The 18,973-nt window shown below is 69.5% G+C and carries 25 protein-coding genes; 5 read left to right on the top strand and 20 right to left on the bottom strand.

The genetic code is table 11. From position 1 onward, the window contains the following. Positions 1-139 precede the first annotated feature (139 nt). Positions 140-526: a hypothetical protein gene (locus AC3EO4_RS24170; RefSeq protein WP_431897949.1), complete on the top strand. Its 387-nt coding sequence runs from the start codon at positions 140-142 to the stop codon at positions 524-526. An 8-nt stretch (positions 527-534) separates the two neighbouring features. On the opposite strand, the gene AC3EO4_RS24175 is transcribed toward AC3EO4_RS24170, so the two are convergent. Beyond that, positions 535-1,866: an NsdA family TPR-like regulatory protein gene (locus AC3EO4_RS24175; protein WP_431897950.1), complete on the bottom strand. Its 1,332-nt coding sequence runs from the start codon at positions 1,864-1,866 to the stop codon at positions 535-537. Between the two features lie 294 nt (positions 1,867-2,160). On the opposite strand from AC3EO4_RS24175, the gene AC3EO4_RS24180 reads away from it, so the two are divergent. Further along, the gene (locus tag AC3EO4_RS24180; RefSeq protein ID WP_431897952.1) at positions 2,161-2,292 is read left to right on the top strand and encodes a hypothetical protein; all 132 of its coding nucleotides are present in this window, start codon (positions 2,161-2,163) and stop codon (positions 2,290-2,292) included. Positions 2,293-2,367: 75 nt separating this feature from the next. Then, the gene (locus AC3EO4_RS24185; protein ID WP_431897954.1) at positions 2,368-3,876 is read left to right on the top strand and encodes a hypothetical protein; all 1,509 of its coding nucleotides are present in this window, start codon (positions 2,368-2,370) and stop codon (positions 3,874-3,876) included. Here AC3EO4_RS24185 and AC3EO4_RS24190 read toward each other — a convergent pair. From AC3EO4_RS24190 to AC3EO4_RS24250, 13 genes are all read right to left on the bottom strand, one after another. Further along, positions 3,869-4,411: a hypothetical protein gene (locus AC3EO4_RS24190; RefSeq protein WP_431897956.1), complete on the bottom strand. Its 543-nt coding sequence runs from the start codon at positions 4,409-4,411 to the stop codon at positions 3,869-3,871. The genes AC3EO4_RS24185 and AC3EO4_RS24190 overlap by 8 nt on opposite strands. Positions 4,412-4,457: 46 nt before the next feature. Next, complete coding sequence (locus AC3EO4_RS24195) at positions 4,458-4,646, bottom strand: hypothetical protein (protein WP_431897958.1); 189 nt, start codon at positions 4,644-4,646, stop codon at positions 4,458-4,460. A 10-nt stretch (positions 4,647-4,656) separates the two neighbouring features. Then, entirely contained in the window at positions 4,657-4,884 is a 228-nt protein-coding gene (locus tag AC3EO4_RS24200; RefSeq protein WP_431897959.1) for a transposase, read from the bottom strand. 171 nt (positions 4,885-5,055) lie between these two features. Further along, positions 5,056-5,310 (bottom strand): hypothetical protein, encoded by a 255-nt coding sequence (locus tag AC3EO4_RS24205; protein WP_431897961.1) that lies wholly within the window; start codon positions 5,308-5,310, stop codon positions 5,056-5,058. 15 nt (positions 5,311-5,325) lie between these two features. Next, the gene (locus tag AC3EO4_RS24210; RefSeq protein ID WP_431897962.1) at positions 5,326-5,595 is read right to left on the bottom strand and encodes a WhiB family transcriptional regulator; all 270 of its coding nucleotides are present in this window, start codon (positions 5,593-5,595) and stop codon (positions 5,326-5,328) included. Further along, on the bottom strand, positions 5,580-6,137 hold the full coding sequence (locus AC3EO4_RS24215) for a hypothetical protein (RefSeq protein WP_431897963.1): 558 nt from the start codon (positions 6,135-6,137) through the stop codon (positions 5,580-5,582). Before AC3EO4_RS24215 ends, AC3EO4_RS24210 begins: the two co-directional genes overlap by 16 nt. Before the next feature lie 146 nt (positions 6,138-6,283). Further along, entirely contained in the window at positions 6,284-8,464 is a 2,181-nt protein-coding gene (locus AC3EO4_RS24220; protein ID WP_431897965.1) for a P-loop NTPase family protein, read from the bottom strand. Between the two features lie 32 nt (positions 8,465-8,496). Beyond that, positions 8,497-8,883, bottom strand: a complete 387-nt coding sequence (locus tag AC3EO4_RS24225) for a hypothetical protein (RefSeq protein ID WP_431897968.1) — start codon at positions 8,881-8,883, stop codon at positions 8,497-8,499. 572 nt (positions 8,884-9,455) lie between these two features. Beyond that, a complete protein-coding gene (locus AC3EO4_RS24230) occupies positions 9,456-9,857 on the bottom strand; it encodes a hypothetical protein (RefSeq protein WP_431897970.1) in 402 nt (133 codons plus the stop codon). Next, positions 9,854-10,045, bottom strand: a complete 192-nt coding sequence (locus AC3EO4_RS24235; protein ID WP_431897971.1) for a hypothetical protein — start codon at positions 10,043-10,045, stop codon at positions 9,854-9,856. The genes AC3EO4_RS24230 and AC3EO4_RS24235 overlap by 4 nt, the downstream gene beginning before the upstream one ends. Next, positions 10,042-11,301, bottom strand: coding sequence for a hypothetical protein (locus AC3EO4_RS24240; protein ID WP_431897973.1), 1,260 nt, complete (start codon positions 11,299-11,301; stop codon positions 10,042-10,044). The genes AC3EO4_RS24235 and AC3EO4_RS24240 overlap by 4 nt, the downstream gene beginning before the upstream one ends. Positions 11,302-11,712: 411 nt before the next feature. After that, complete coding sequence (locus AC3EO4_RS24245) at positions 11,713-11,955, bottom strand: hypothetical protein (RefSeq protein ID WP_431897975.1); 243 nt, start codon at positions 11,953-11,955, stop codon at positions 11,713-11,715. Continuing rightward, positions 11,952-12,308 (bottom strand): ATP-binding protein, encoded by a 357-nt coding sequence (locus tag AC3EO4_RS24250; RefSeq protein ID WP_431897976.1) that lies wholly within the window; start codon positions 12,306-12,308, stop codon positions 11,952-11,954. Before AC3EO4_RS24250 ends, AC3EO4_RS24245 begins: the two co-directional genes overlap by 4 nt. 81 nt (positions 12,309-12,389) lie before the next feature. Here AC3EO4_RS24250 and AC3EO4_RS24255 point away from each other — a divergent pair, with 81 nt between their 5' ends. Then, positions 12,390-13,172 carry a GntR family transcriptional regulator gene (locus AC3EO4_RS24255; protein WP_431897978.1) on the top strand — a complete coding sequence of 261 codons (783 nt, stop codon included), beginning with the start codon at positions 12,390-12,392 and terminating at the stop codon, positions 13,170-13,172. A gap of 3 nt (positions 13,173-13,175) precedes the next feature. Here AC3EO4_RS24255 and AC3EO4_RS24260 read toward each other — a convergent pair whose 3' ends face one another. Further along, positions 13,176-13,757, bottom strand: coding sequence for a hypothetical protein (locus AC3EO4_RS24260; RefSeq protein ID WP_431897980.1), 582 nt, complete (start codon positions 13,755-13,757; stop codon positions 13,176-13,178). Positions 13,758-13,985: 228 nt separating this feature from the next. Here AC3EO4_RS24260 and AC3EO4_RS24265 point away from each other — a divergent pair, with 228 nt between their 5' ends. After that, the gene (locus tag AC3EO4_RS24265) at positions 13,986-14,243 is read left to right on the top strand and encodes a GntR family transcriptional regulator (RefSeq protein ID WP_431897982.1); all 258 of its coding nucleotides are present in this window, start codon (positions 13,986-13,988) and stop codon (positions 14,241-14,243) included. 416 nt (positions 14,244-14,659) lie between these two features. Here the strand turns inward: AC3EO4_RS24265 and AC3EO4_RS24270 are convergent, their stop codons facing one another. The 5 genes from AC3EO4_RS24270 to AC3EO4_RS24290 all read right to left on the bottom strand — a co-directional run bounded on the left by AC3EO4_RS24270 (position 14,660) and on the right by AC3EO4_RS24290 (position 18,745). Then, on the bottom strand, positions 14,660-14,848 hold the full coding sequence (locus AC3EO4_RS24270; RefSeq protein WP_431897983.1) for a hypothetical protein: 189 nt from the start codon (positions 14,846-14,848) through the stop codon (positions 14,660-14,662). Between the two features lie 15 nt (positions 14,849-14,863). Then, a complete protein-coding gene (locus AC3EO4_RS24275) occupies positions 14,864-15,139 on the bottom strand; it encodes a hypothetical protein (RefSeq protein ID WP_431897985.1) in 276 nt (91 codons plus the stop codon). A 33-nt stretch (positions 15,140-15,172) separates the two neighbouring features. Further along, the gene (locus tag AC3EO4_RS24280; RefSeq protein WP_431897986.1) at positions 15,173-16,273 is read right to left on the bottom strand and encodes a helix-turn-helix domain-containing protein; all 1,101 of its coding nucleotides are present in this window, start codon (positions 16,271-16,273) and stop codon (positions 15,173-15,175) included. Between the two features lie 520 nt (positions 16,274-16,793). Further along, positions 16,794-18,062 carry a S8 family serine peptidase gene (locus AC3EO4_RS24285; RefSeq protein WP_431897987.1) on the bottom strand — a complete coding sequence of 423 codons (1,269 nt, stop codon included), beginning with the start codon at positions 18,060-18,062 and terminating at the stop codon, positions 16,794-16,796. After that, positions 18,056-18,745: a hypothetical protein gene (locus AC3EO4_RS24290; RefSeq protein WP_431897988.1), complete on the bottom strand. Its 690-nt coding sequence runs from the start codon at positions 18,743-18,745 to the stop codon at positions 18,056-18,058. The genes AC3EO4_RS24285 and AC3EO4_RS24290 overlap by 7 nt, the downstream gene beginning before the upstream one ends. Positions 18,746-18,973 lie beyond the last annotated feature (228 nt).

Raw genomic sequence — 18,973 nt, forward strand, 5'->3', positions numbered from 1 at the left:
CGTACGTTGGTGACGACGCCTGGGAAGGCGACGCCCCGCCCTGATGGACGGGGCGTTCGTCATGAATAGGGCTTTCGCGTATCAGGTCCGTGACGTACCGTCGATGTTTCCTTGTCACCCCGGCCGCAAGGAACGCGCCATGGTCCCAGACGAATACCAGATCGACCCCTTCACCGCGCGTCGCCTCGAAAGGGAGGTGGGAGCGCCCTTGCCCAAAGGGGCCGTTGAATCGCTCTACGCATTCGAGCAACAGAATCCCGAACTAACTGAAGCCGTCATGCGATACACACCTCCGAGCCCGGAATTCACCTGGCTTCGCGCGCTGCTGCTGGCCAAGCTTGGCCGGCGCGCGTACGCGAGAGAGTGGAAAGAGGTGTTCGCGAAGGAGGCGCAGGAAGCCGCCGAAGCGGCGGCGCGGGCACCCGTCCAGCCGCTACGGCTAGAGCCCCCGCCGTCCGAAGAGGGCGAGGGCGCTGACAGCAGGTCGTGGACTCGCTGGCTGCGGCGCTGGCTTCTAGGCCAGTAGCGGGACCGCTAGGCGGCGATCCGCTCGCGGTAGTCGGCGGCGATACCCGCGTCAGCCTGCGCCAGCAGCGTCCCCACCTGGGCGGCGCGGCTCATCAGCAGAGGAACCCTCATCGCCGGGTCAAGGCACGTCACCGCATCGCCCGCGACCTGGGCGCCCTGACGAGCCTCGCCCTGGGCGATGAGAAGGCGGGCGCGGTCGAACAGGATCAGCGGCCGGTCCATCACGTCGCCGGCGGGATAGGCGTCCAGCGCTCGCTGTTGCGCGTCCCACGCCTCGCCCGAGCGGATGTCGGTGAGGACCTGGCTGGTGTACATGGCCAGCTCCCGGGCGGGGAAGCCGAAGAACGTCTCGCTCTGCTGCGCTCCGGTGAGCTTGGTCGACAGGTGGTGTGCTTGGTCGAGCGCCTGCCGCGCCTCGGCCGCGTGGCCGAGCCTGGCGTGCGCGCGTGCCGTCAACCCGGCCAGCTGCGCGGCCGCGGGCCCGGCCTGCCGTACGGCGTCGGGCGCCCGGCTGGCGATGGTGAGGACGTGACCGACGTGCGGCGAGTACAGCGCGGTCATGGCCTGGGCCATCACGATCCAGCAGCGCGTCTCCAGCTCGCCGGACACCTCGGCCAGCTGGGCGGCGGTGTGCAGCCAGTCGCGTGCGTCGCGGTCCTGGTCGAGATCGGTGTAGATGGCGCCCACCAGGCCAGCGAGGCGGGCGGCCGCGACGTGGAGGTCCCGCTGGTGCGGGTGGCGCTGGCACAGGCCAGCGAGCGCGGCCATGTCCGGGGTCAGGCGGGCGAGCAGCTCGCTGGGGGCGACCTGGCCGTAGGCGCCGACGTGGCCGACGACGACATCACGCCAGTGCTCGATGTCGGCCGGGGTCGGCATGACGCCAAGATGGGTGTCGATGCCGGTGCGGATCTCGTCGAGCTGGGCGAGCAGCGGGGCTGCGGCGGCGAGGGACAGGAAACGACGTCGATCCACAGGATCCTCCTCGGCGGGTGGTGTACATCCAGAATCGTTGCCGAGGCCGAGCCGGTCCACACTCGCTCGGTACCAGCGGGACAGAAGCCGCCGGTAGAACGAGCCGGGCCGCTCCTTGCCGGACTCCCATCGCGATAGCTGCGGGCAGCCCAGCCCGCAGCTCTGGCCGTCGTCGAGGGCCAGACCTCGGATCCCGGCGCACACCTCGTCTTGGGTGTGGCCGGTGGCCAGCCTCCAGGCCATGAGGAGGGTGGGCGTTTCGGCGAGGTCGTGGATCGACCGGGCGAGCTGCCAGGGGCTCCAGTGGGCCTTCTGGGCTCTGAGGCGCTGCTGTTCAGCGATCTCCGTGCGGCGTCTGGCGTCCACGCACTGACCGTACACGCGTCAGCTCACTCGGTGAAGTTGCGAGTTGCCCGCAACCTGCCGGACCTGCATCTACCAATACCCCCGCAACCAGCTCGCCGCGCACGCTCAGCGCACTACCCCCAACCAGGAGGTGCCGACGATGGCTAAGTGCAAGACCTGCGACGGCTCGGGCTACATCACCGACGTAGACCCCAAGACCGGCAAGCCGGTCAGGAAGCCCTGCCCGGCGCACACCGGCTGACCAGGACACCGCACCCCCATCTCACCGTCCCCACTCACAGAACGGAGATCGGCATGGATCAGATGACCGACGTCTTCCAGGACAGCCCGCGCACCACGCGGCAGTCGCTCGTCGAGCGCTACAGCTACAAGAAGCAGTCTGGGTCCAGCGACACCGCCCGACAGAAGGACGAGATCATCACCTGATCACGTCCACCACGGCCCCACCCGCACCACGCCGCGGGTGGGGCCGCCGCGTCCCTACCCCCGGAGGTGTCCCCCGTGCTCACCCTGCGTCTCAACCCCGCCGACCTGGCAAGCCCCTGGAGATGGGACGGCACCAGCTACGTCGCCGGCCGCTCGTCCATCACTCCGATCCACCAACCCGCCGTCGAGCACCGCCTAGATGTGACCTGTCTGGGAGCGACGATCACCGTGCGGGAGCGCCGCACCACCGTCCCCGACGGCGCGGTGACGAGCTGGGATCGCCCCGCCGTCGCCGTGTCGACCACCCCGGCCGGCGAGGTGTCCATCAGCACGAGCGCCTGCCCGGCCGTACCGCTGTATGCGACCGTGAGCCGCGGCGGCGTCCTGCACGCCTCGTGGGACTTCTCCGATCTGGCGGAGTACGCGCCCAGCGGGCGGCTGCATGAGGTCGAGGTGGCCCGGCTGCTCGCGCTGTGGCTGCGCTACACCCCGGACACCGCGGTGGCCGATGTCGTCCGCCTCACCGAGCGATCCGTCGCCAGCCTCCGCGACGGCAGGCTGCACCTGGCCCTGCCGGTCGACGCCGAGCATTACGCGCCCCGCCAGTTGCAGCCGGGCGCGGACCCGATCGGCGCGTTCGAGGAGCTGCTCGCCGAGGCGATCGGCCGCCGTGTCTACGACGTCGACGCCGCGGTGGTGGAGGTGTCCGGTGGCGCCGACTCGGCCCAGGTCGCGCTGTCCCTGTCGGCCCGTCACCCGCGGGCGCTGACGGCCGCCGGGGTGCTCATCCCAGGTGAGGTCGGCGACCAGCAGCGCGCCCGCCGTACCGCGCTCACCGCCGGACGGTTCGCCCGCGACGTCGCTGTGCCGGCGCTGCCGCCGCTGCACCCAGCGGGAGCCAGGGCGACCGGCGCCACGTGCAGCCCGTACGAGGACCCGTACAGCGAGGCCATCACCGCCATGCTCCACGCCGCCAGACCTGGCCGCCCGGCGACGGTGTGGACCGGGACGGGCGGGGACGAGATGCTCGCGCTGTCGGCCGCCGAGCGGGCCCAGCAGCCGATCGGCCATGACCGTCCGCTCCACCCGTGGCTGTCGAGCAGCACGGTGGAGGCCCTCGCGGCGGCCGACGACGATCTGCCGCCCGTCACGCTGGTAAACGAGATGACCTTGTTGGCGTTCGGGTACCGGGCGCCGGCCATGCTCCGCGCGGGCTGCTGGCCCTTTCACGTGCTGGCCGATCCGGCGTTGATCCGGTTCGGGGAGTGGCTGCCGGTCGAGTGGCGCCAGGGCAAGCGCCTGGCTCGCGCTCGTCTCCAGCGGAAGGGGTTCGCGCCCGAGGTGGTACGGCCAGCGATCTCGGAGAACTTCCGCGACGTCATGCAGGCCGCGATCATCGTGCACGCGGTGCCGTGGCTACGGCTGATGCTCGCTCAGGGCGGCATCCTGCTCGACGAGGGATACCTCGACCCGGCCGGGCTCGCGGCCACACTGGACCGGATCGAGGCCGGCGGCTATCAGGAGGATGACGGCGACCTGTTCGAGGTGCTCGCGGTCGAGCAGGCGGCGGCGGCGTTCAGCTGAGCGCGAGGCCGAGCTCGGCCAGGTGTGGTTGCGGCTCGGCGCGCCGCTGGAGGGCGTAGGCGGTCACGCCCTGGTGCTCGACGGTGCGCACGACTGTCCAGCCCTGCACGTCGCGGTAGTAGGCGACCAAGCCCGGGTAGGGGCCGGTGCCGCGCCGTACCCACGTGCGGCCCTGGGCGGCGGCCTGGTGCAGTGCCCACCAGGCGATGAGGCTCCCGGGCCGCTGGCCGCTCAAGGCTGGGTCGGTGATCGTGGTGGCCAGGAACAGGGACGACTCGGCGCACTCGGCCTCGTCCGGCCACAGCAGCGGGGAGCTCTGCTCGTAGAGGCTGGTCACCCCGACCACGCGCCCGCCATCGGTCATGGCCCAGACGGGGAAGGCAGGGTCACCGGCCTGCGCTGCCAGCTCGGCCGCCTTGCCGTGCCAGCCCTCCCAACCGGGCAGTGCTCGTTCGCGCATCCACGAGGCGCGGGCTCGTATGAGGGTCTCGATCTCCGGCCGGTCCTCAACACCTGCCGGACGCATCTGAAACATGGGGGTCACGGTAGCGATTCCTCCTCAGCAGAGAGGGAGAACAGTGTCACTCGGCGGTGTCCTGCTCCCCTGTCAGCCACTCGCGGTATGCCTCAATGGCCTGCCGCGCCGCCTCTGTGCGTTCCTCGGGCGTCTGCTCACGGTCGGAGCCAAGAGCAAGCAGCAGCCGATCCTCTGGCTCCAGGTCGGTCCACTCCTGGCGGGTGACGCCGCTGGGCAATTCGTCGTCGTCCATGTCCCCAGGATCAGCGCTGAGCCGTTGATCGTTTACACGAACGGCGCCTTGCCCGGATATCCACCACCTCGACGAGGTCGGCCAGGTCCACGAAACGCCTGAGCTCATCCACCTCGGCGACGTAGGCCACGAAGAAGAGGACGCCCGTGGGGGCGCGCCTTGAGATGCGCAGTCGGGAGCGTCCGTTGAGCTTGATCGGCTCGATCTCATAGCCTCCCGGCCCCTCCCAGACGGGCATGATGCGAGCATACGCGAACCGGACATATCGCAATATTCTGGACATAGCGGTGCTCTCGTCGAGGGGAAGCTGCGGGGGCGCCGCCGAACATGCGTCCGCCCCCGCCACTGGCGGGGGCGATACGTCATCCGGTGGTGGTGCCGAACTCCTGCTCGGTGCTGCGCATACGGATCACCCCCTCGCCTCCAGACAGACCTTGTAGAGGTCCCCGACGGCACAGGCGCGGGCCTGCTGCTCGGACACTAGGACCCGCTCGGCCCGACCGCGCCGCCACGGCACGACAATGATCGCGCCTGGCTCGTGAGCGATGACGAGCCCATCGGGGCCTGCTGGCGCGCGCAGGGGCGTGGTCTCCGCGACGGCGACCCCGCAGCCGGTAGCCGCCAGCAAGAGCGCTGCGGCGGCGATGACGTGACGGGTGTTCATGATCTCCTCCATGGGTTACGCGGCGAGCTCGGAGTCGAGGCGCCGATCGTGATAGGTGGTGCCGCCCCAGACGCCCCACTCGATCGCGTGCTCCTGGGCGTAGTCGCGGCACTCATCTCGGACGGGGCAGTCCTCGCACACCGCGGCCGCGGCCGCCCACCAGTTCGGGCCTGCCTGCTCGGGTGGGAAGAACGCGTCTGGGTCGGTCTCGCTGCACAATCCCCACGACATCCAGTCGTCTCGGGCGGCGGCGTGGGCGAGGGAGTCCATCAGGTCGGTGCGCACGGGACCTCCTCCCCCGTCAGCCAGCGGCCGCGGTACGGCATGACCCGGCCGGCGGCGACGAGCGCGTACACCGCGGCGTACGTCTCGCCGAGCTGGACAGGGCAGGCAGTGAGCTTGGCGCTGACGACCGCGAGCCGCCGCGGGAGCGGGCGGAGGACTGCCAGCGCGGTGTTGCAGTCGACGAGCTCCCTGCGCCACTCCGGACGCTGCGGATGGTCCTCCTCGCTCTCGCTCAGGTAGCGGATCAGAGTGAAGCGGCGAGCGGCGACGCGCCTCACGAGCTGCTCGACGCGACGGCCGTAGTCGTTGACAGCGACCGACAGCTCGACGAGATCCTCGACGAGGTCGCGGTCAGTGCGGTACGGCGTCCAGCCCTCGCCTCGGAGGGGGCAGACGCCGAGCGCGAGGGTGGCGCCGATCAGGGACCGGATGCTGACCGGGTCCAGGCCGGTCGCTCGTCCTCGGCCACACATCATCGCGGCGTCGGCGCCGAGGTCGGTCGTGTCCGCCAGTACCTCGGCTTGGGCAGTCCACCAGCTCACGTGTGCGCACCTCCAATCGGTGACGGATTGTGATGGTGGTCGGCGACGGGTAGAAACGTGTCAATGTCCCAGCCGATCCCCGTATATGGCCCCCGGGGGAGGGGCTGTGGGACATTTCCCGAGAGGGGCTGCTGGGACAATTACGGTCACTCTTCGTGTTCGTCGGCGGTGTCGATCGCGTCGTCTTCCGCCTGCTCCTCGGCCTGCTCGATCAGCTCCTCCGTAGTCAGCGCGGAGACCGTGTCCGATGGCAGCGAGGCGGGCGGCGCGGGCGCGATCAGGTGCCAGCTCGCGCCCCGGCCCTTGCCGCGCAGCTCGACGATCCCCTCGAACCGCAGCCGGTCCAGGCACCGCCACGCGCCGCTCTTCGACAGGCCGCGCTCGTGCCCGAGCTCGGTCTCCATCGCCCGCTCAATGTCGCGGGTCGAGGCCCCCTCGGGCCGGGCGACCATGCGCAGGATGACCCTGCGCAGCTCGGGCGCGATGACGGTCTGCTCGGCGGCCTGGCGGCGCCGCTCGATGGCGACCGCGCGCCGCTCACCTGCCGTCAGGCTGGTGTCGAGGCTGCCGGTCTGGGCGAGGGTCGCACGGGCGCGGTCGCGGGCCTCGGCGGCCCGGCCGGCGGCGACGTCTTCGGGCATGCTGCTCTCCAGGGGTGTCGGCGCCGCGCTGCGCTTGGCGGGCTTCGGGTTCTTGGCCAGCAGGGAGGTGGGCGGCTCGATGGACAGCAGCTCGGCCACGACGTCGGCCCCCATCTGCTCGACGATGTAGGCCATCAGGCCGGGCTCCAGCTCGGCCGGTCTGCGCCGCGCGGCCAGCTGGTCGATGTCGGACAGCTTGTCGAGCTTCCAGCCGCGGCCGGTCGACCATTGGCCGCCGATGTCGGCGATCAGGACGACTCCGGCGTGGCCTTCTCCGTAGTCGGCCATGTTCGGCAGGCTGAGCCCGTACTCGCCGGCGGCGTGCTGCATCTCGGACTTGCGGTTGACCCTGCCGAGCACGACTTGGTCGACCATGGTGCGGGAGTTGCCGCCGCCGGTGTAGGCGGCGGTGCCGCGGGTGCCGGCCATGATGACGGGCACGCCCTCCGAGCGGCCCTTGCTCATGACATAGGCGAACTCGGTGCGGGTGGCCTGCCCGATGGGGTCGCCCTTGGCGAGCAGCTCGTCCATCTCGTCGAGGATGATCGGCACGAGCGGCACCTCGCGGGTTGGCTCGACGGTGGCTTCCTCGGCGTCGTCAAGGGAGCCGCGGTAGTCGATGACGTGGCGGGCGAACTGGAGGAGACGCAGGGCCTTGATCCGTTCGTTGGGGCCGCACGCCGACGCTCCAAGGGCACGCCGCCACCGACGCAGTTCCTTGGCCTTGGAGACGTTGAGGCCGATCGGGAACGCGTTGTCGGCCGCGGTGGTGCGCTCGTAGACGCAGTTGAGGATGACGGTCTTGCCCGAGCCGGGCAGTGCCACGATGACGATGCGCTTGGCGCCGTCCTCGTCCCACAGGACGATCTGAAGCGGGCGGCCGGTCTCGGGGTCCATGCCGATGATGCAGGGCTCGCGCACGTCCGCGACCTGTGGAAACACGATCTCGGGGGTGAGGTCGAGCAGCGGGTGCGGGAGCGGGTGCGCCCAAGGGTCCTTGTAGCGGATGTTGACCAGCAGCCGCCCTGCGATGCCGCCGACGCGCACCTTGACCCGCGAGGTCTTCAGCATCTCGTGCTCGGCGATGCGCTCCTCAAGGTCGCGGGAGGCCAGCGCCGAGGCGCGGCGGCCGGTGCCGACCGTGTTGAGCTCGAACTGCTCGCCGAGCCGGGTCTCGCGCCAGGCGACCAGGTGCGATCCGGCCAGGCCGTACAGCGGGGCGCGGCGGTGCCAGTCCACGCAGGCGTTCTCCCACGCAATCGCCGCCGCGATCTCCGGATCCCTGCGGTACGCCCAGTAGGTCAATCCGGCCGTGGCCGCGCCGAGCATGCTCATCAGGCCCGGTACGCCCTCGACTCCCGCGGTGACACCCCATGCGGTCGCGCCCGTCAGCCACAGCCCGCTCACCGCGGTGGCGAACGCGGCTCGTCCTGGGCGGCGCCGGCCGGGCAGGCTCATCTCGCGGGCGCCCATGCCGATCGTGGCCACCACGGTCAGCGGCAGGCCCCAGAGCGCGGGCGCCTGGAAGTGGTGGGCGACGGCGGCCAGGGCGTAGGCGCCGGCCATGACGGGGACGGGTCCGCGGCGCAGGTGGTCACGCTGTACCCAGCCGACCGCGCGGCCGAGCAGCCCACGCCGCCGCTGCTCGGCCTCAGGTGTAATGGTCGGTTCGGTGTCGAGATCCACGACGGGCCTTTCTGTGCGTGCGTGCTGATCCGTCAGGCGCTCTCGCCGGTGAACCAGCGGCCGTCGAAGGGCAGGGTGACGCCGTTGGAGCGCAGCTCCAGCACCTCGCTGTACACGGTCAGGAACTCCTTCAGCGCCTCGGCCAGCCGCTCGGACACCTCCGAGACGTGCTCCGAACTGGTCGTCAGGCCCTGAACGGCGGACGGGTCCAACCCGACGTCGTTGACGCAGTTCTCGCGCGCCTGCTCCAGCGCGTCGGCGTAGGCCACGACGCCGGCGGTCTCGCCCCGCATGAACGCGACGAGGGCGGTGTCGTCCTCGGGCGTGAAGTTTGCGACGCGGTCGGCGAGCACGCGCCAGTCCTCAGGCGCGGCGGCGCCGGGGGCGGCCTGCTGACTGATCTCGGTGGGTGCAGTCATGGTGGTGCCTCCAGATGGAGTTGCGCGAGGTGAACGGGCGGGCTGAGCAGCGGCGGCGGGGGGTGCCGGGGCGACCTGCTCGGGACGGGGGTTCGAGGCGGGCGAAGATGCTGGGGCCGGTGCGGACGGCTGGGTGGGCAGGCCGAATACGAGGCGAGCACGGGCCACGCCCCGCCGCATCAGGCGGCGCTCGTCGACCTGGCCTTTGGTGGCTCGCCACCGGTCGATCACGTTCTCAGTGGGGCGCATGGCCTGCCGCTCAGCCCACCGGACCACCCACCTGTCACGCCGGACTTCATGGCGAGCGGCCATACGCTCGTTCGCAGCCTGGCTGCCACGGCGGATGGCCCGCAGCGCGCGCCCGGTGCCCCGTCCAGCGAGCTCGGCGCTTGCCCCTCGCACATCGGTCGATTTAAGGGGGGTAGCGCCGGTGCTGTTGTACATCCCGACCAGCCAGGCCCGCTTAGATCCCCGGACCCGGCGGCTCTTGCGTGGGCTCGGCCCGCTGGCCTTCTTCGTCACGACTACGAGGCCCGCCCCGGCAACAGCGACTATGACCAGCTCAAGACCGGTCATGTCTCGACCTCACCGTCGTCTCGGGGTGTGAGCCGCACGTACCGGCCGGGCTCCAGCTCGTCGTCGAGGGCGTAGGCAGGGGCCCGGGTGGGCGGCTCCGAGTCGTCCACATGGATGGCGGGTGTAGCCGCAGCTTCGGGCTCGTCGGAGAGCTGCGGTTCGTCGTCGGGCGCCTGATCGTCGGGGATGCCGCACGCGTCCGCGTAGGCCTCGACGGCAGCCAGGAGGGCGGAACCGAGCAGGTAGGCGCCACAGATGATGGCGCAGCAGGCTGGCGCGGGCATGTCGGTGAAGATGCCGAGGAAGAGGATGCCGGCGAAGAGGGCGAGGACGCCGATCCACGTGGGTCGGAAGGCCCACCAGCGCATGAGGAACGGGGTGAAGTTCGAGAGACTCATGAGAAGAACGCCTCCCACAGGGTGCTGAAGCTGACGCCTTTCCACGAGCGGGCGCCGGCGGCGAGGGCGCCGGTCATGAGGCCGAAGCTCCCGAGTAGAAGGAGCTCGTACCACTTGGTGACCTTGGCCCAGACGAGCGCGGCGATGGCTCCGAACAGGGCGAGCCAGGTGCCCATGAGCCAGTTCATGGCGCACCGTGACCCTTCTCGGATCGGCCTGTGGAGCCTGATCCGTTGATCCGCGCGAGCGCCCCGTCGGTCAGGAGCGCGTCCTCGGGCATCTGCTTGAGGCGCTCCCTCAGCGCGGCCTGCTCGCGCTCGTGCTCGGCGGCTTCCTCACGATCGGCGATCACGTCGGAGATCACGTAGCCCGCTTGCCGATCGGCGATTCCGAATGATCCGGCGATCTTGGCGCGGCTTGGCTTGCCGCCCGCTTCGATGATCAGATGGATGGCGCAGGCGGCGAACCACTTACGGATTTCCCGGTCGGTCTCGGGGTCGAGCAGCGGCTGTTCGGTCGTCTCGGATCGCCCGTCTTCGGGCGGCCCGTCCCCCGAGTCCGAATCTCTGTTGATCTTCTTCAGCGCCTCGGCGGGTGCCTCGATGGAGCCATCCGCCGAGGATCGTGCCTGGTCAGCAAGGGCGCGCGGGAAGAGGTGACGCAGCACGTACACCAGGAGGTGGGTGGCACAGAAGATCGTTCCGATAACGAGCGCCGCGACCAACGCCACGACGGCCTTCGGCAACTGCGGATCACCCCCCGAGAGGCGATCAGGAGCCGTCAAGCCGAGGCCGTGAAGGTACTGCAGGAGACCCGAGGCGCCAGTGAAGAACGCCACCACCCCGAGCGCGTAGAAGCGTGCCCAGGGATCGTGACGGAGGACGACGGCGGCGATGATGGCCACCACGACCAGTCCGTCCACGCCGATCCACCACAGGTTCGCGGCGGTCGGGTCAATGTGGACGACGAGCGCGGTGTCACGCAGCGGGCCGAGGCTGACACTGAGGCCGACGGCCACGATCAAGAGGACGAGGATGGCCAGAGCGATCACACCCAGGATCGCCCAACCAGACCGATCCGGAGCGACCGGGTGGGGCATGCGACGCTTGGCGCGCGCGGCCTGGTGCCGATCCCACCACTCGTTGATGCGGCGCTGCTTCGGCTCATTCGGCGTCTTGGCGGGAGGCTGCCCGGCGGGCCCCGGATCGGCCTCGGCGGGGTGATCCGGTGCGGCGGCCGCGTCCTCCTCGTCGACCAGCAGCAGACCGGTGTCGGGGTCGCGGCCGTGAGCCAGACGCCACTCTCGGCGCAGCTGCGTGATGCCGGGGCCGGCGAGGACCTCTGCGGGCGTCATGCCCGCGACGAGCTCTTCGTCGGTGGGCTCGCGCAGCATCGAACTCGCGTTCTCTGGCGCGGACATGGCGCCGTCCTGTACTTCTTTCACTGCTCCGTCTCCGCTGTGATCGGTTGGCGGGGTGTTCGGGCCCTCGGCTGGCGGTGGAGTCGCTGGTCGAGGGCCGCTTTGTGCGGGCTTGGGTGGCCTCCCGCCGGTCACTTGGCGGGAGGCCGTCCGGCGCGACGCGTGGGGCGGTTGGTGTGGGACCGCGCAGGGAAGACGTCGCGCCGGGCTCTGGGGGCCCGCCCGACCCGGACGGGCGGGACCGTGTCCGGCGTTGAGCTACCGGACGTCTGAGGCACGCTGGGCCTCCAGCCGCTTCCATACAGCCAGAGGCCCATGTGTGGCCCGGCCACTGGGTTGTGCCGGGCTTATGTTGGCCCCGCACCTCACCCCCGATGGGGGGTGCGGGGTTTGGCGCCCCGGCCTGCAGCCGTTCGCAGGCGGCAGGCCGGGAGCTCAGTCGCTCGGCTGCTGCTCGACCTTCTTGGCCAGCAGCGCCAGGCCTCGCTCGCCCAGCTCGGCCACGCGCCGCTCGAAGGCGAGGCCCTTCTCGGCCTCGGCCAGAGCGATCGTGGACCGAAACTGCGCAAAGTCGGGCTCGATGCAGACGCCGTATCCGGGGATCCCCCACAGCAGCCACCGGCGCCAGTGCGGGTCAGGTTCGCGCGCTGGCGAGTCCTCGGCGTGGGCAGCGGTCATGCCGTCTCCGCGAGCGAGGGGTGCAGCTCAACGCAAGCTTCGTGCCCGTCGGGGCCGCTTCTCGTGAGGAGCGTGCTGGTGAGGGTGGACATCTCGGCCCACTCGGGGCCTCCGGTGTGGTCGGGTCGGCCGGGGTCCTTCACGGTCAGGGACATGCCGCGAGGGGTGATCATGATCTCGGCATGCATGAGCTGGTCGGCGCCGGTGCGCCGTACGGCCTGAGAGACGAGTTCGCGCATGGCCTTCTCGGCGTTGTCGGCGAGCTCGGGCCGCTCGTGGAGCGCGATCTCGCGCGCCCAGAGGGCCGCTGCTGCCGGGCTCTCGGTGGTCGGGGGGAGCGACTGTCGGTACATCCTGACCGCCAGCTTTCTAGGAAGGATGGATGCTTCTTCACTAGCTTGCAACCTTCCTAGAAAGGATGTCAAGCTACTCATGTGGAAAATGACGAGCGGCCAGCCTCCCAGCGCATAGCCGATGACCTGCGCGCACTGATCGCCTCCGGCGAGCTGGCCGTCGGCGACCGGCTCCCGTCGATCCCCGAACTCGTGCGGAGATACGGCGTGGCCACCAACACGGCACACGGAGTGATTCGCGCCCTGCAGAGCGAGGGCCTCGTCATCTCCCGCGCCGGGTCTGGCACGTTCGTCAGAGGCCGGCCGCAGCTGCAGCCCCTGATCAGGGCCTGGTATCGCGCCACGCCGTACGGCTCCCCGTTCAAGGCAGATATGGAGCGGCAGGGGCACGACGCCGCCTGGTCCTACGAGTCGCGAACCACCATCGCCCCACCCGAGATACGCGAGCGCCTGGGCCTAAGCGAGCCGGGCGACCTCGAGGACGTGGTGCGCACGGACTACCTGTTCAGAGCCGATGACGAGCCCGTGATGCTGTCGACGAGCTGGGAGCCGCTCGCCCTCACCAAGGGCACACCCGTCGTGCTCCCCGAGGACGGCATGCTCGCCGGCCGCGGGGTTGCCGAGCGGATGCTGTCGATCGGCTACCCCATCGACGACTGGGTGGAGGAAGTCGGCTCGCGGCTCGGTACGAGCGAGGAGTGCCAGCGCCTCGATCACGCGGCGGGCAGCATCATGATCACGGCCCAGCGGACGTACTACAGCGGCGAGCTGGCGGTCGAGACGGCTGACATCGTCGTCCCCTCGGACCGCTTCCGCTTCATCTACAGCGGCAAGATGGGCAGGCCCGCCGAGGGCGGAGCCTGAGCCTCAGAACCAGCGGTACTTCTTGCCGCGGCGGGGCCAGTTGGAGTCGTCGTTCTCGCGCCGGTCGTTCTGCTGGTCGGGGGTCTTGGCCGTCTTGCGGTCGCGCTTCTTCGTCGGCTGGTAGAAGTCGTAGTCGGCTTCAAGGCCGCACTCCCGGGCCAGGCTCTTCGCGGCCCGGACAACGGAAGGCAGCGCCCGCGAACGCGCCGAGCTCGTCGACGCGTCGATGAGCACATCAAGGGCGGCGGTCGCCGCGGTGATGCGCTTGTTCACCGGCGGCGGTGCGCTGTAGCCGGCCAGGCCTGACCACCAGGTGATCGCCTCGTCGGTCAGGTCCGCGCTGCCGTACTGCATGTGCGTGTCGAGGCCGCCGAGGAATGCGCGGACGGCGTGGCCCGAGCATGCCCGGTCTCGGCTGGGGACCACCGCGGCCGCGGACTCGTCGGCTCCCTGCGCCTGGGCAGGCGGAAGGGAAGCGCGGGGCGGTGAGTTCGTGCAGCCATAGAGGGCGAGGACCGCGGCGCCGGCGACTAAGGCGATGCCGAGGGTTCGGCGGCGGTGTCGGCGGGCCGGTCTTCGTCGCATGCTGACTCCAGGTGATGGGCCTTGCCATGAGTGTGATGTCTGGCGGACCTGCTCGGATGGCTACGAGCGGCATTCCGTTGGAGTTCCAGCAGCCCGGCCGCCGCCGAGCGGTGGGGCTCGACGGCGGCCGGAAATCAGGAGCATACGTCTACCTCGTCTGCCACGTCTACCTCGTGGTCAACGTAGCCCACGGCGAGGGCGTCTACCATGACCACTACGTTGATGATCATGGACGTGGTGGACCCATTCAACCCGACGCCGAAGTATCGGCAGATCGTGGACATCGTCATTCGGCAGATACGCCAGGGCGCGCTGGAGCCGATGACGCCGATTCCGTCCGAGACGAGGATGGTTCAGATCCACGGGGTGGCCCGAGAGACGGTGCGCCAGGCCGTCGCCGTTTTGCGCGAGGAGGGCTGGATCTTCACGATCCAAGCGCGTGGGAGCTTCGTGAGCCCGCAGGAGCGGTGGCCGAAGAGCGAGTAGGCCCGAGCGGTCCGGCAGACCATTGCCGGACCATCATGCTCGGCAATCCTCGGCACTTCTCGACAACACTCGGCAACGGTTAACACGCTTGAGCAGCGTGAATAGCGCTGCTCGATCATGCTCGGCAATCCTCGACACGGCAGGGCACCGGACTTCTAATCCGACGGTCGCAGGTTCGAATCCTGCAGGGCGCGCTTCGATCATGGCGCTGACCTGCGGAAACACGCGCCGTGACAGTCGCACAGAACATAGTTCTGGGCCATCCGTGCTCCTACCGTGCTCGCCCGTACCAACCCCGTACACACCATGATCATCATGCCGTCCATCGCTTCCACGACATGACGAACGGCCCCGTTCCGCCGCGATTCCAGCGGAACAAAGCCGTCATCTCCCCCGGGCCAGCCGCACCCTCTGTGCTACGCGCGGAGCTGCCGCAGAACGCCTCGGCCCTCGTCGTCCCCCAGCAACAGGGCCGCGGTCTTCTCCGCCGCCGCCATCGCCACCTGAGGGAAGACCGACGTGTAGGTGTCAGCAGTAAAAGCACTGGAGGTGTGCCCCAGCGTCTCTTGCACCACCTTGATCTCCACACCAGCGGCCAGCATCAACGACGCCGCACCATGTCATAGATCATGCAGCCGGATCGGCGGCAACCCCGCCAGATAGGCCAGCCACAGAAACTGGTCGGACACGTGCTGCGGGTGCAGCCGATCCCCATCCGGTTGGGTGAACACGAAACCGGTCTCCTTCCACGCCTCCCCCACCGCGAGCCGCTCCTCCTGCTGGCGCCGCTTGTGCTCACGCAAAGCCGCGACCGTCTCGGCGTCCAGCGCGATGGTGCGCATCGAGGCATCGGTCTTGGGCCTGCTCTCGTGGATCTGCCCCGCCAGCTGCACCAACTGTGCGCCTGCCGAAAACCTCATCCATGCTGCTCACGCGGCATGCGAATACTCGTGGAGGACTCCTCCGAGTAGATCTCGTCGGCGTACGTTCAGGTCGACGATGCGCCTTAGATCGGTGATCGGATCCGGGACGGCGCGCAGTGGAGCTGCCTGAGCAAGAGCCTGATGGGCTCGGTGCTCGTTGTAGAACCGTTCGTACTCGCGCAAGGCGTCATGGAGGTGACGTTCGTTCCACAGTAAGCAGCGGTCGAGAAGCTCGCGGCGGCACGACTGCACCCACCGCTCCATGATCGAATTCATCCGGGGCATCCGTACACCGGTGAGCACGGTCTGGATGCTGGCCTCAGCGAGGATCTCGTCCATGAGGGCCGGGAACTTCCCATCCCGGTCACGGATCAGATAGCGCGCCCGGCAGCCCGCATCTTCCAGATCCATAACAAGATTCCTCATCGCCTGGAGCACCCAGCCCGCGGTCGGGTGGGCGGTGGTGCCGAGCACGCGCACGCGCCGAGTCGTGTGCTCGATAACGGCCAGAATGTACTGACGCTGCCCATTGAGCGTGATGGTCTCGATGAAATCGCAAGCCAGAAGAGCGTCGGCTTGCGAACGCAGGAAGTCGGCCCACGTGGTGGACGCCCGCTCGGGTGCCGGATCAAAACCCTCCTGCTTGAGGATCTCCCAGACCGTAGACGGAGCCACTTTGATGCCGAGAGTGGTGAGCTCGCCGTGCACCCGCCGATACCCCCAGGACGGATTCTCCCGAACCAGACGCACAATGAGGGCACGGATGGAGCGGACGGTGGGCGGGCGTCCAGGCCGCCTGGGCCGGCAGGCACGAGCGTGACGCTGTCTGATGAGGTCGCGGTGCCAGCGCAGGACGGTATCCGGGCGGATCAGGAGTCGTAGCCGGTGCAGGACCTCGCGAGGCAACGACGTCAGCAGAGCGGCGAGAAAGGCTCGGTCCTCGGGGGCGAACCTCACCCTGGTATCGGCGCCGAGTTGCCGCTCCAGGACGGTGATCTGGTGACGCAGGGCGAGAATCTCGGCGTCCTTGTCCCGATCGCCCATGGGCAGCAACCGCAACGCGGCGAAAGCGTTCGTGACAGCCAGATACGCCAGGCGAAAGAGCACGAGTGATCATTCTGCCGCGATCGACCCCTTCCATGAGCCGAAGCGGGCGCGCGCCAAGAGGCGCCGGCAAGCCGGATGACCTGTGCGGATGGCATTGTCGGCAGGCGCAGTGTTGATTTCGCAGCCAAATCAGGCAGGCACCGATAGACCCATAGCTCGCAGGCGCGACAGAGCATGTTCCAGGCATCTGTCCACCGAGTCCTCGTCGATTCGGAGGGGTCGCCCGCTGAGGGGACCGCCACTCGCGACGAAGGTCCAGGGCCGGACACCTTCACGCATGCGCTCGCCGTCAGCCTTGAGGATCGCCGTCACACCCTGCTCAGCAAGCACACCCAAGATCAAGACTATATCCACGTCGACTCCTTCGCCTCTTGGGCATGGTGATCTACCGTGGTCCGGTACGGCCCCACACCCAGCGCGCAGGCCACTTATATCCGGCACGGCAGTCCGGCACGACAGCAAGCCGGACCACACGCGGAGCTGCCCGGGTTGTCGCGCCATGTCCGACGAGGTCTCTGCATTACGGCACTGGAGGGCTTTGCGCCGGATCCCGCGCGGCAACCTCGATGTCCTCGTTGGGAGTGCGCCGTCCTCGGATGATGGCCACCGTTGCCAAAGAGAGTAGGAGCCCGCCCCCGCCGATCGCGGCCGCGAAGCCGGTCAGGCCGGCTTTGTCGTGCCGTACGGCGACGATCTTCTGGGCGGGTATCCCGCCGCCGAAGCGCGTGCCGGGCGCGACGGAGTCCTTGCCCGGCTTCATCGCCGCGAACGTGCCGGCCATCTTCAGGGCGCCCGCGGGGTTGACGAGGCCGAAGCCGATCGAGGTGTCGTAGGAGCGCGGCTCGCTGGTGCGGTAGGCGGCGGTGACGACGTCCTCGCCCTCGCCCTGCTGTCCTGGACGGCGAGCGGAAGCAGCGAGCGCCTGGATGACCAGCGAAGGGGCGAGCTTGGGGTACTTGGCCTTGACCATCGCGGCCGCGGCGACCACCCAGCCCGAGGCGGCGGTCCCGCTGTCGAGGTAGTAACGCTCGCCGCGCGGCCCCGTGGTCGGCAGCGGAAGGCCCGGGGCCGAGACGAGGACGCTGCGGTTCTTGGCGGAGTACTCCTCCAGGCGGCTGCCGTTCAGATCGACGACGCCCACGCCGATAACACCGGGCAACCCGTGCGGCTCGAACACGCCGTTGACACCGATGCCCCAGGAGCGGGGCGCGGGCCACGCTGGCGCGACGACCACCGCGCCCTTACCAGCCGCATACGCCACGGCCTCGGCCAGGCGCTTGTCTCCGCCCTCCCACGAGGTGGTGGTCCAGATGACGTCGGCGCCGTGATTGGCCGCCCAGCGGATGCCACTGGACAGGAACAGCACGCCGGTGTTGCTCTCGAACCACTCGCTCCGTCCGATCCTGCTGCTGCCGAAGTCGCCCGGGAAAGATTCGACGCGGACCGACAGCAACTCCACCTCTGGCACCAGGCCGCGCGTGGCCGTGGGGGCGTTGGGGCGTGGCCCTGAGGCGGCCAGCATCGTGGCCTGCGCGGTGCCGTGGAGCATCTTCGCGGGCGGCCATCTCACCAGGTCGAGCCGGCCGCGAACGGCGCCGTTGAGCGCACGGGCGTTGGCGACGGCGTCGCCGACGATCGCCACGCGAGCGCCGTCGCCCAAGGTGATCCGCTGCGCCGCCGCGAAGTCCGCGGCCATGCGCACGATGGGTTGGCCGTCGGCGTGGGCCGGGGCGGCTGGCGTACTCGCCAGCACCAGCGGCACCGCCACCAGGAGTGCACGGGTCAGCATGTGACGACCTCCTTGACCTCGCAGGCCGGTACGTGTTTCGACAGCACGGTGGCCAGGGTGTCAACGGCGTTGGTGGTGAGGCCGGGGAAGCCTTCGCGGTCCGCGCGAGGCAGGCGCGGTCTGCCGTCGGCGTAGCCGCCGGTGCCGAGCACGAGGTAGTTGGCGCGGCTGACCGCCGTGCGCTCCTGTTCCTGACCTGCGTCGAAGCTGGATGACAGCGTGCCTGGGATGCCCGCTGGCCGTACCCCGCTGGTCTGCCAGTTGCCCGCGGCGAGTGCGGCCTTGGCGGCGGCGGTGTCTTTCATGACCACGATGGCCAGCGTGGAAAGGATCGTGCCCGTGGGGTCGGCGTAGGTGGCCCGCAGCACCTTCAGGCAGCCGTGCGCGCTCGCCACCTGGGTGGCGCTGTCGTCCAGCGCCTGCTCGCAGCTGCTTTCGGGCGCGATGCCGATCCGGTGGGCGAAACTTGCCTTGGTGTCGTGGGTGGTGAACCGGTCGGGGAAGAGCCGTCCGGCGCTCCAGTGTCGCCAGCGCAGGGCCAGTTCGTCCTCGCCGGCCCGCTTGGTCTCCTCGGGTGTGGGGCCGCGGGTCAGTTCGGTGGCCAGGCCGTACGCGCCGCCTCCTATCGCAGACAGGCCCGCGGCCGCGAGTAACAGGCCGACGACAAGTGATCTTGCTTGCATGGACAGCAGACCGTACGAGCCTCACGTCACGATTGGATCACGTGTTCGTGTTGCGCTCCACGCCCACCGAAGGTGGGACGCGATCCACATCCGCCCCGAGGATGGCTGGCGTTCGGGCCATGGGCTCGGATGACGAGTAGTTCTACCCACTGACGCAGTCGGCCACGCCCGCGTCAAGTTCCGCTCTTAGCAGGATTCCTGAGCGTTGTCTGTGAGTATGGATCACGG

Source organism: Nonomuraea sp. bgisy101 (assembly GCF_057708945.1).

Excerpts from the sequence above, each read along its gene's own strand:
- AC3EO4_RS24290 (WP_431897988.1), bottom strand. The coding sequence starts at position 18,745 with ATGCAAGCAAGATCACTTGTCGTCGGCCTGTTACTCGCGGCCGCGGGC.
- AC3EO4_RS24250 (WP_431897976.1), bottom strand. The coding sequence starts at position 12,308 with ATGTACCGACAGTCGCTCCCCCCGACCACCGAGAGCCCGGCAGCAGCG.
- AC3EO4_RS24205 (WP_431897961.1), bottom strand. The coding sequence starts at position 5,310 with ATGAACACCCGTCACGTCATCGCCGCCGCAGCGCTCTTGCTGGCGGCT.
- AC3EO4_RS24260 (WP_431897980.1), bottom strand. The coding sequence starts at position 13,757 with ATGCGACGAAGACCGGCCCGCCGACACCGCCGCCGAACCCTCGGCATC.
- AC3EO4_RS24225 (WP_431897968.1), bottom strand. The coding sequence starts at position 8,883 with ATGACTGCACCCACCGAGATCAGTCAGCAGGCCGCCCCCGGCGCCGCC.
- AC3EO4_RS24230 (WP_431897970.1), bottom strand. The coding sequence starts at position 9,857 with ATGAGTCTCTCGAACTTCACCCCGTTCCTCATGCGCTGGTGGGCCTTC.
- AC3EO4_RS24265 (WP_431897982.1), top strand. The coding sequence starts at position 13,986 with ATGGACGTGGTGGACCCATTCAACCCGACGCCGAAGTATCGGCAGATC.
- AC3EO4_RS24285 (WP_431897987.1), bottom strand. The coding sequence starts at position 18,062 with ATGCTGACCCGTGCACTCCTGGTGGCGGTGCCGCTGGTGCTGGCGAGT.
- AC3EO4_RS24195 (WP_431897958.1), bottom strand. The coding sequence starts at position 4,646 with ATGGACGACGACGAATTGCCCAGCGGCGTCACCCGCCAGGAGTGGACC.
- AC3EO4_RS24245 (WP_431897975.1), bottom strand. The coding sequence starts at position 11,955 with ATGACCGCTGCCCACGCCGAGGACTCGCCAGCGCGCGAACCTGACCCG.
- AC3EO4_RS24190 (WP_431897956.1), bottom strand. The coding sequence starts at position 4,411 with ATGTTTCAGATGCGTCCGGCAGGTGTTGAGGACCGGCCGGAGATCGAG.
- AC3EO4_RS24170 (WP_431897949.1), top strand. The coding sequence starts at position 140 with ATGGTCCCAGACGAATACCAGATCGACCCCTTCACCGCGCGTCGCCTC.
- AC3EO4_RS24235 (WP_431897971.1), bottom strand. The coding sequence starts at position 10,045 with ATGAACTGGCTCATGGGCACCTGGCTCGCCCTGTTCGGAGCCATCGCC.
- AC3EO4_RS24200 (WP_431897959.1), bottom strand. The coding sequence starts at position 4,884 with ATGCCCGTCTGGGAGGGGCCGGGAGGCTATGAGATCGAGCCGATCAAG.
- AC3EO4_RS24180 (WP_431897952.1), top strand. The coding sequence starts at position 2,161 with ATGGATCAGATGACCGACGTCTTCCAGGACAGCCCGCGCACCACGCGG.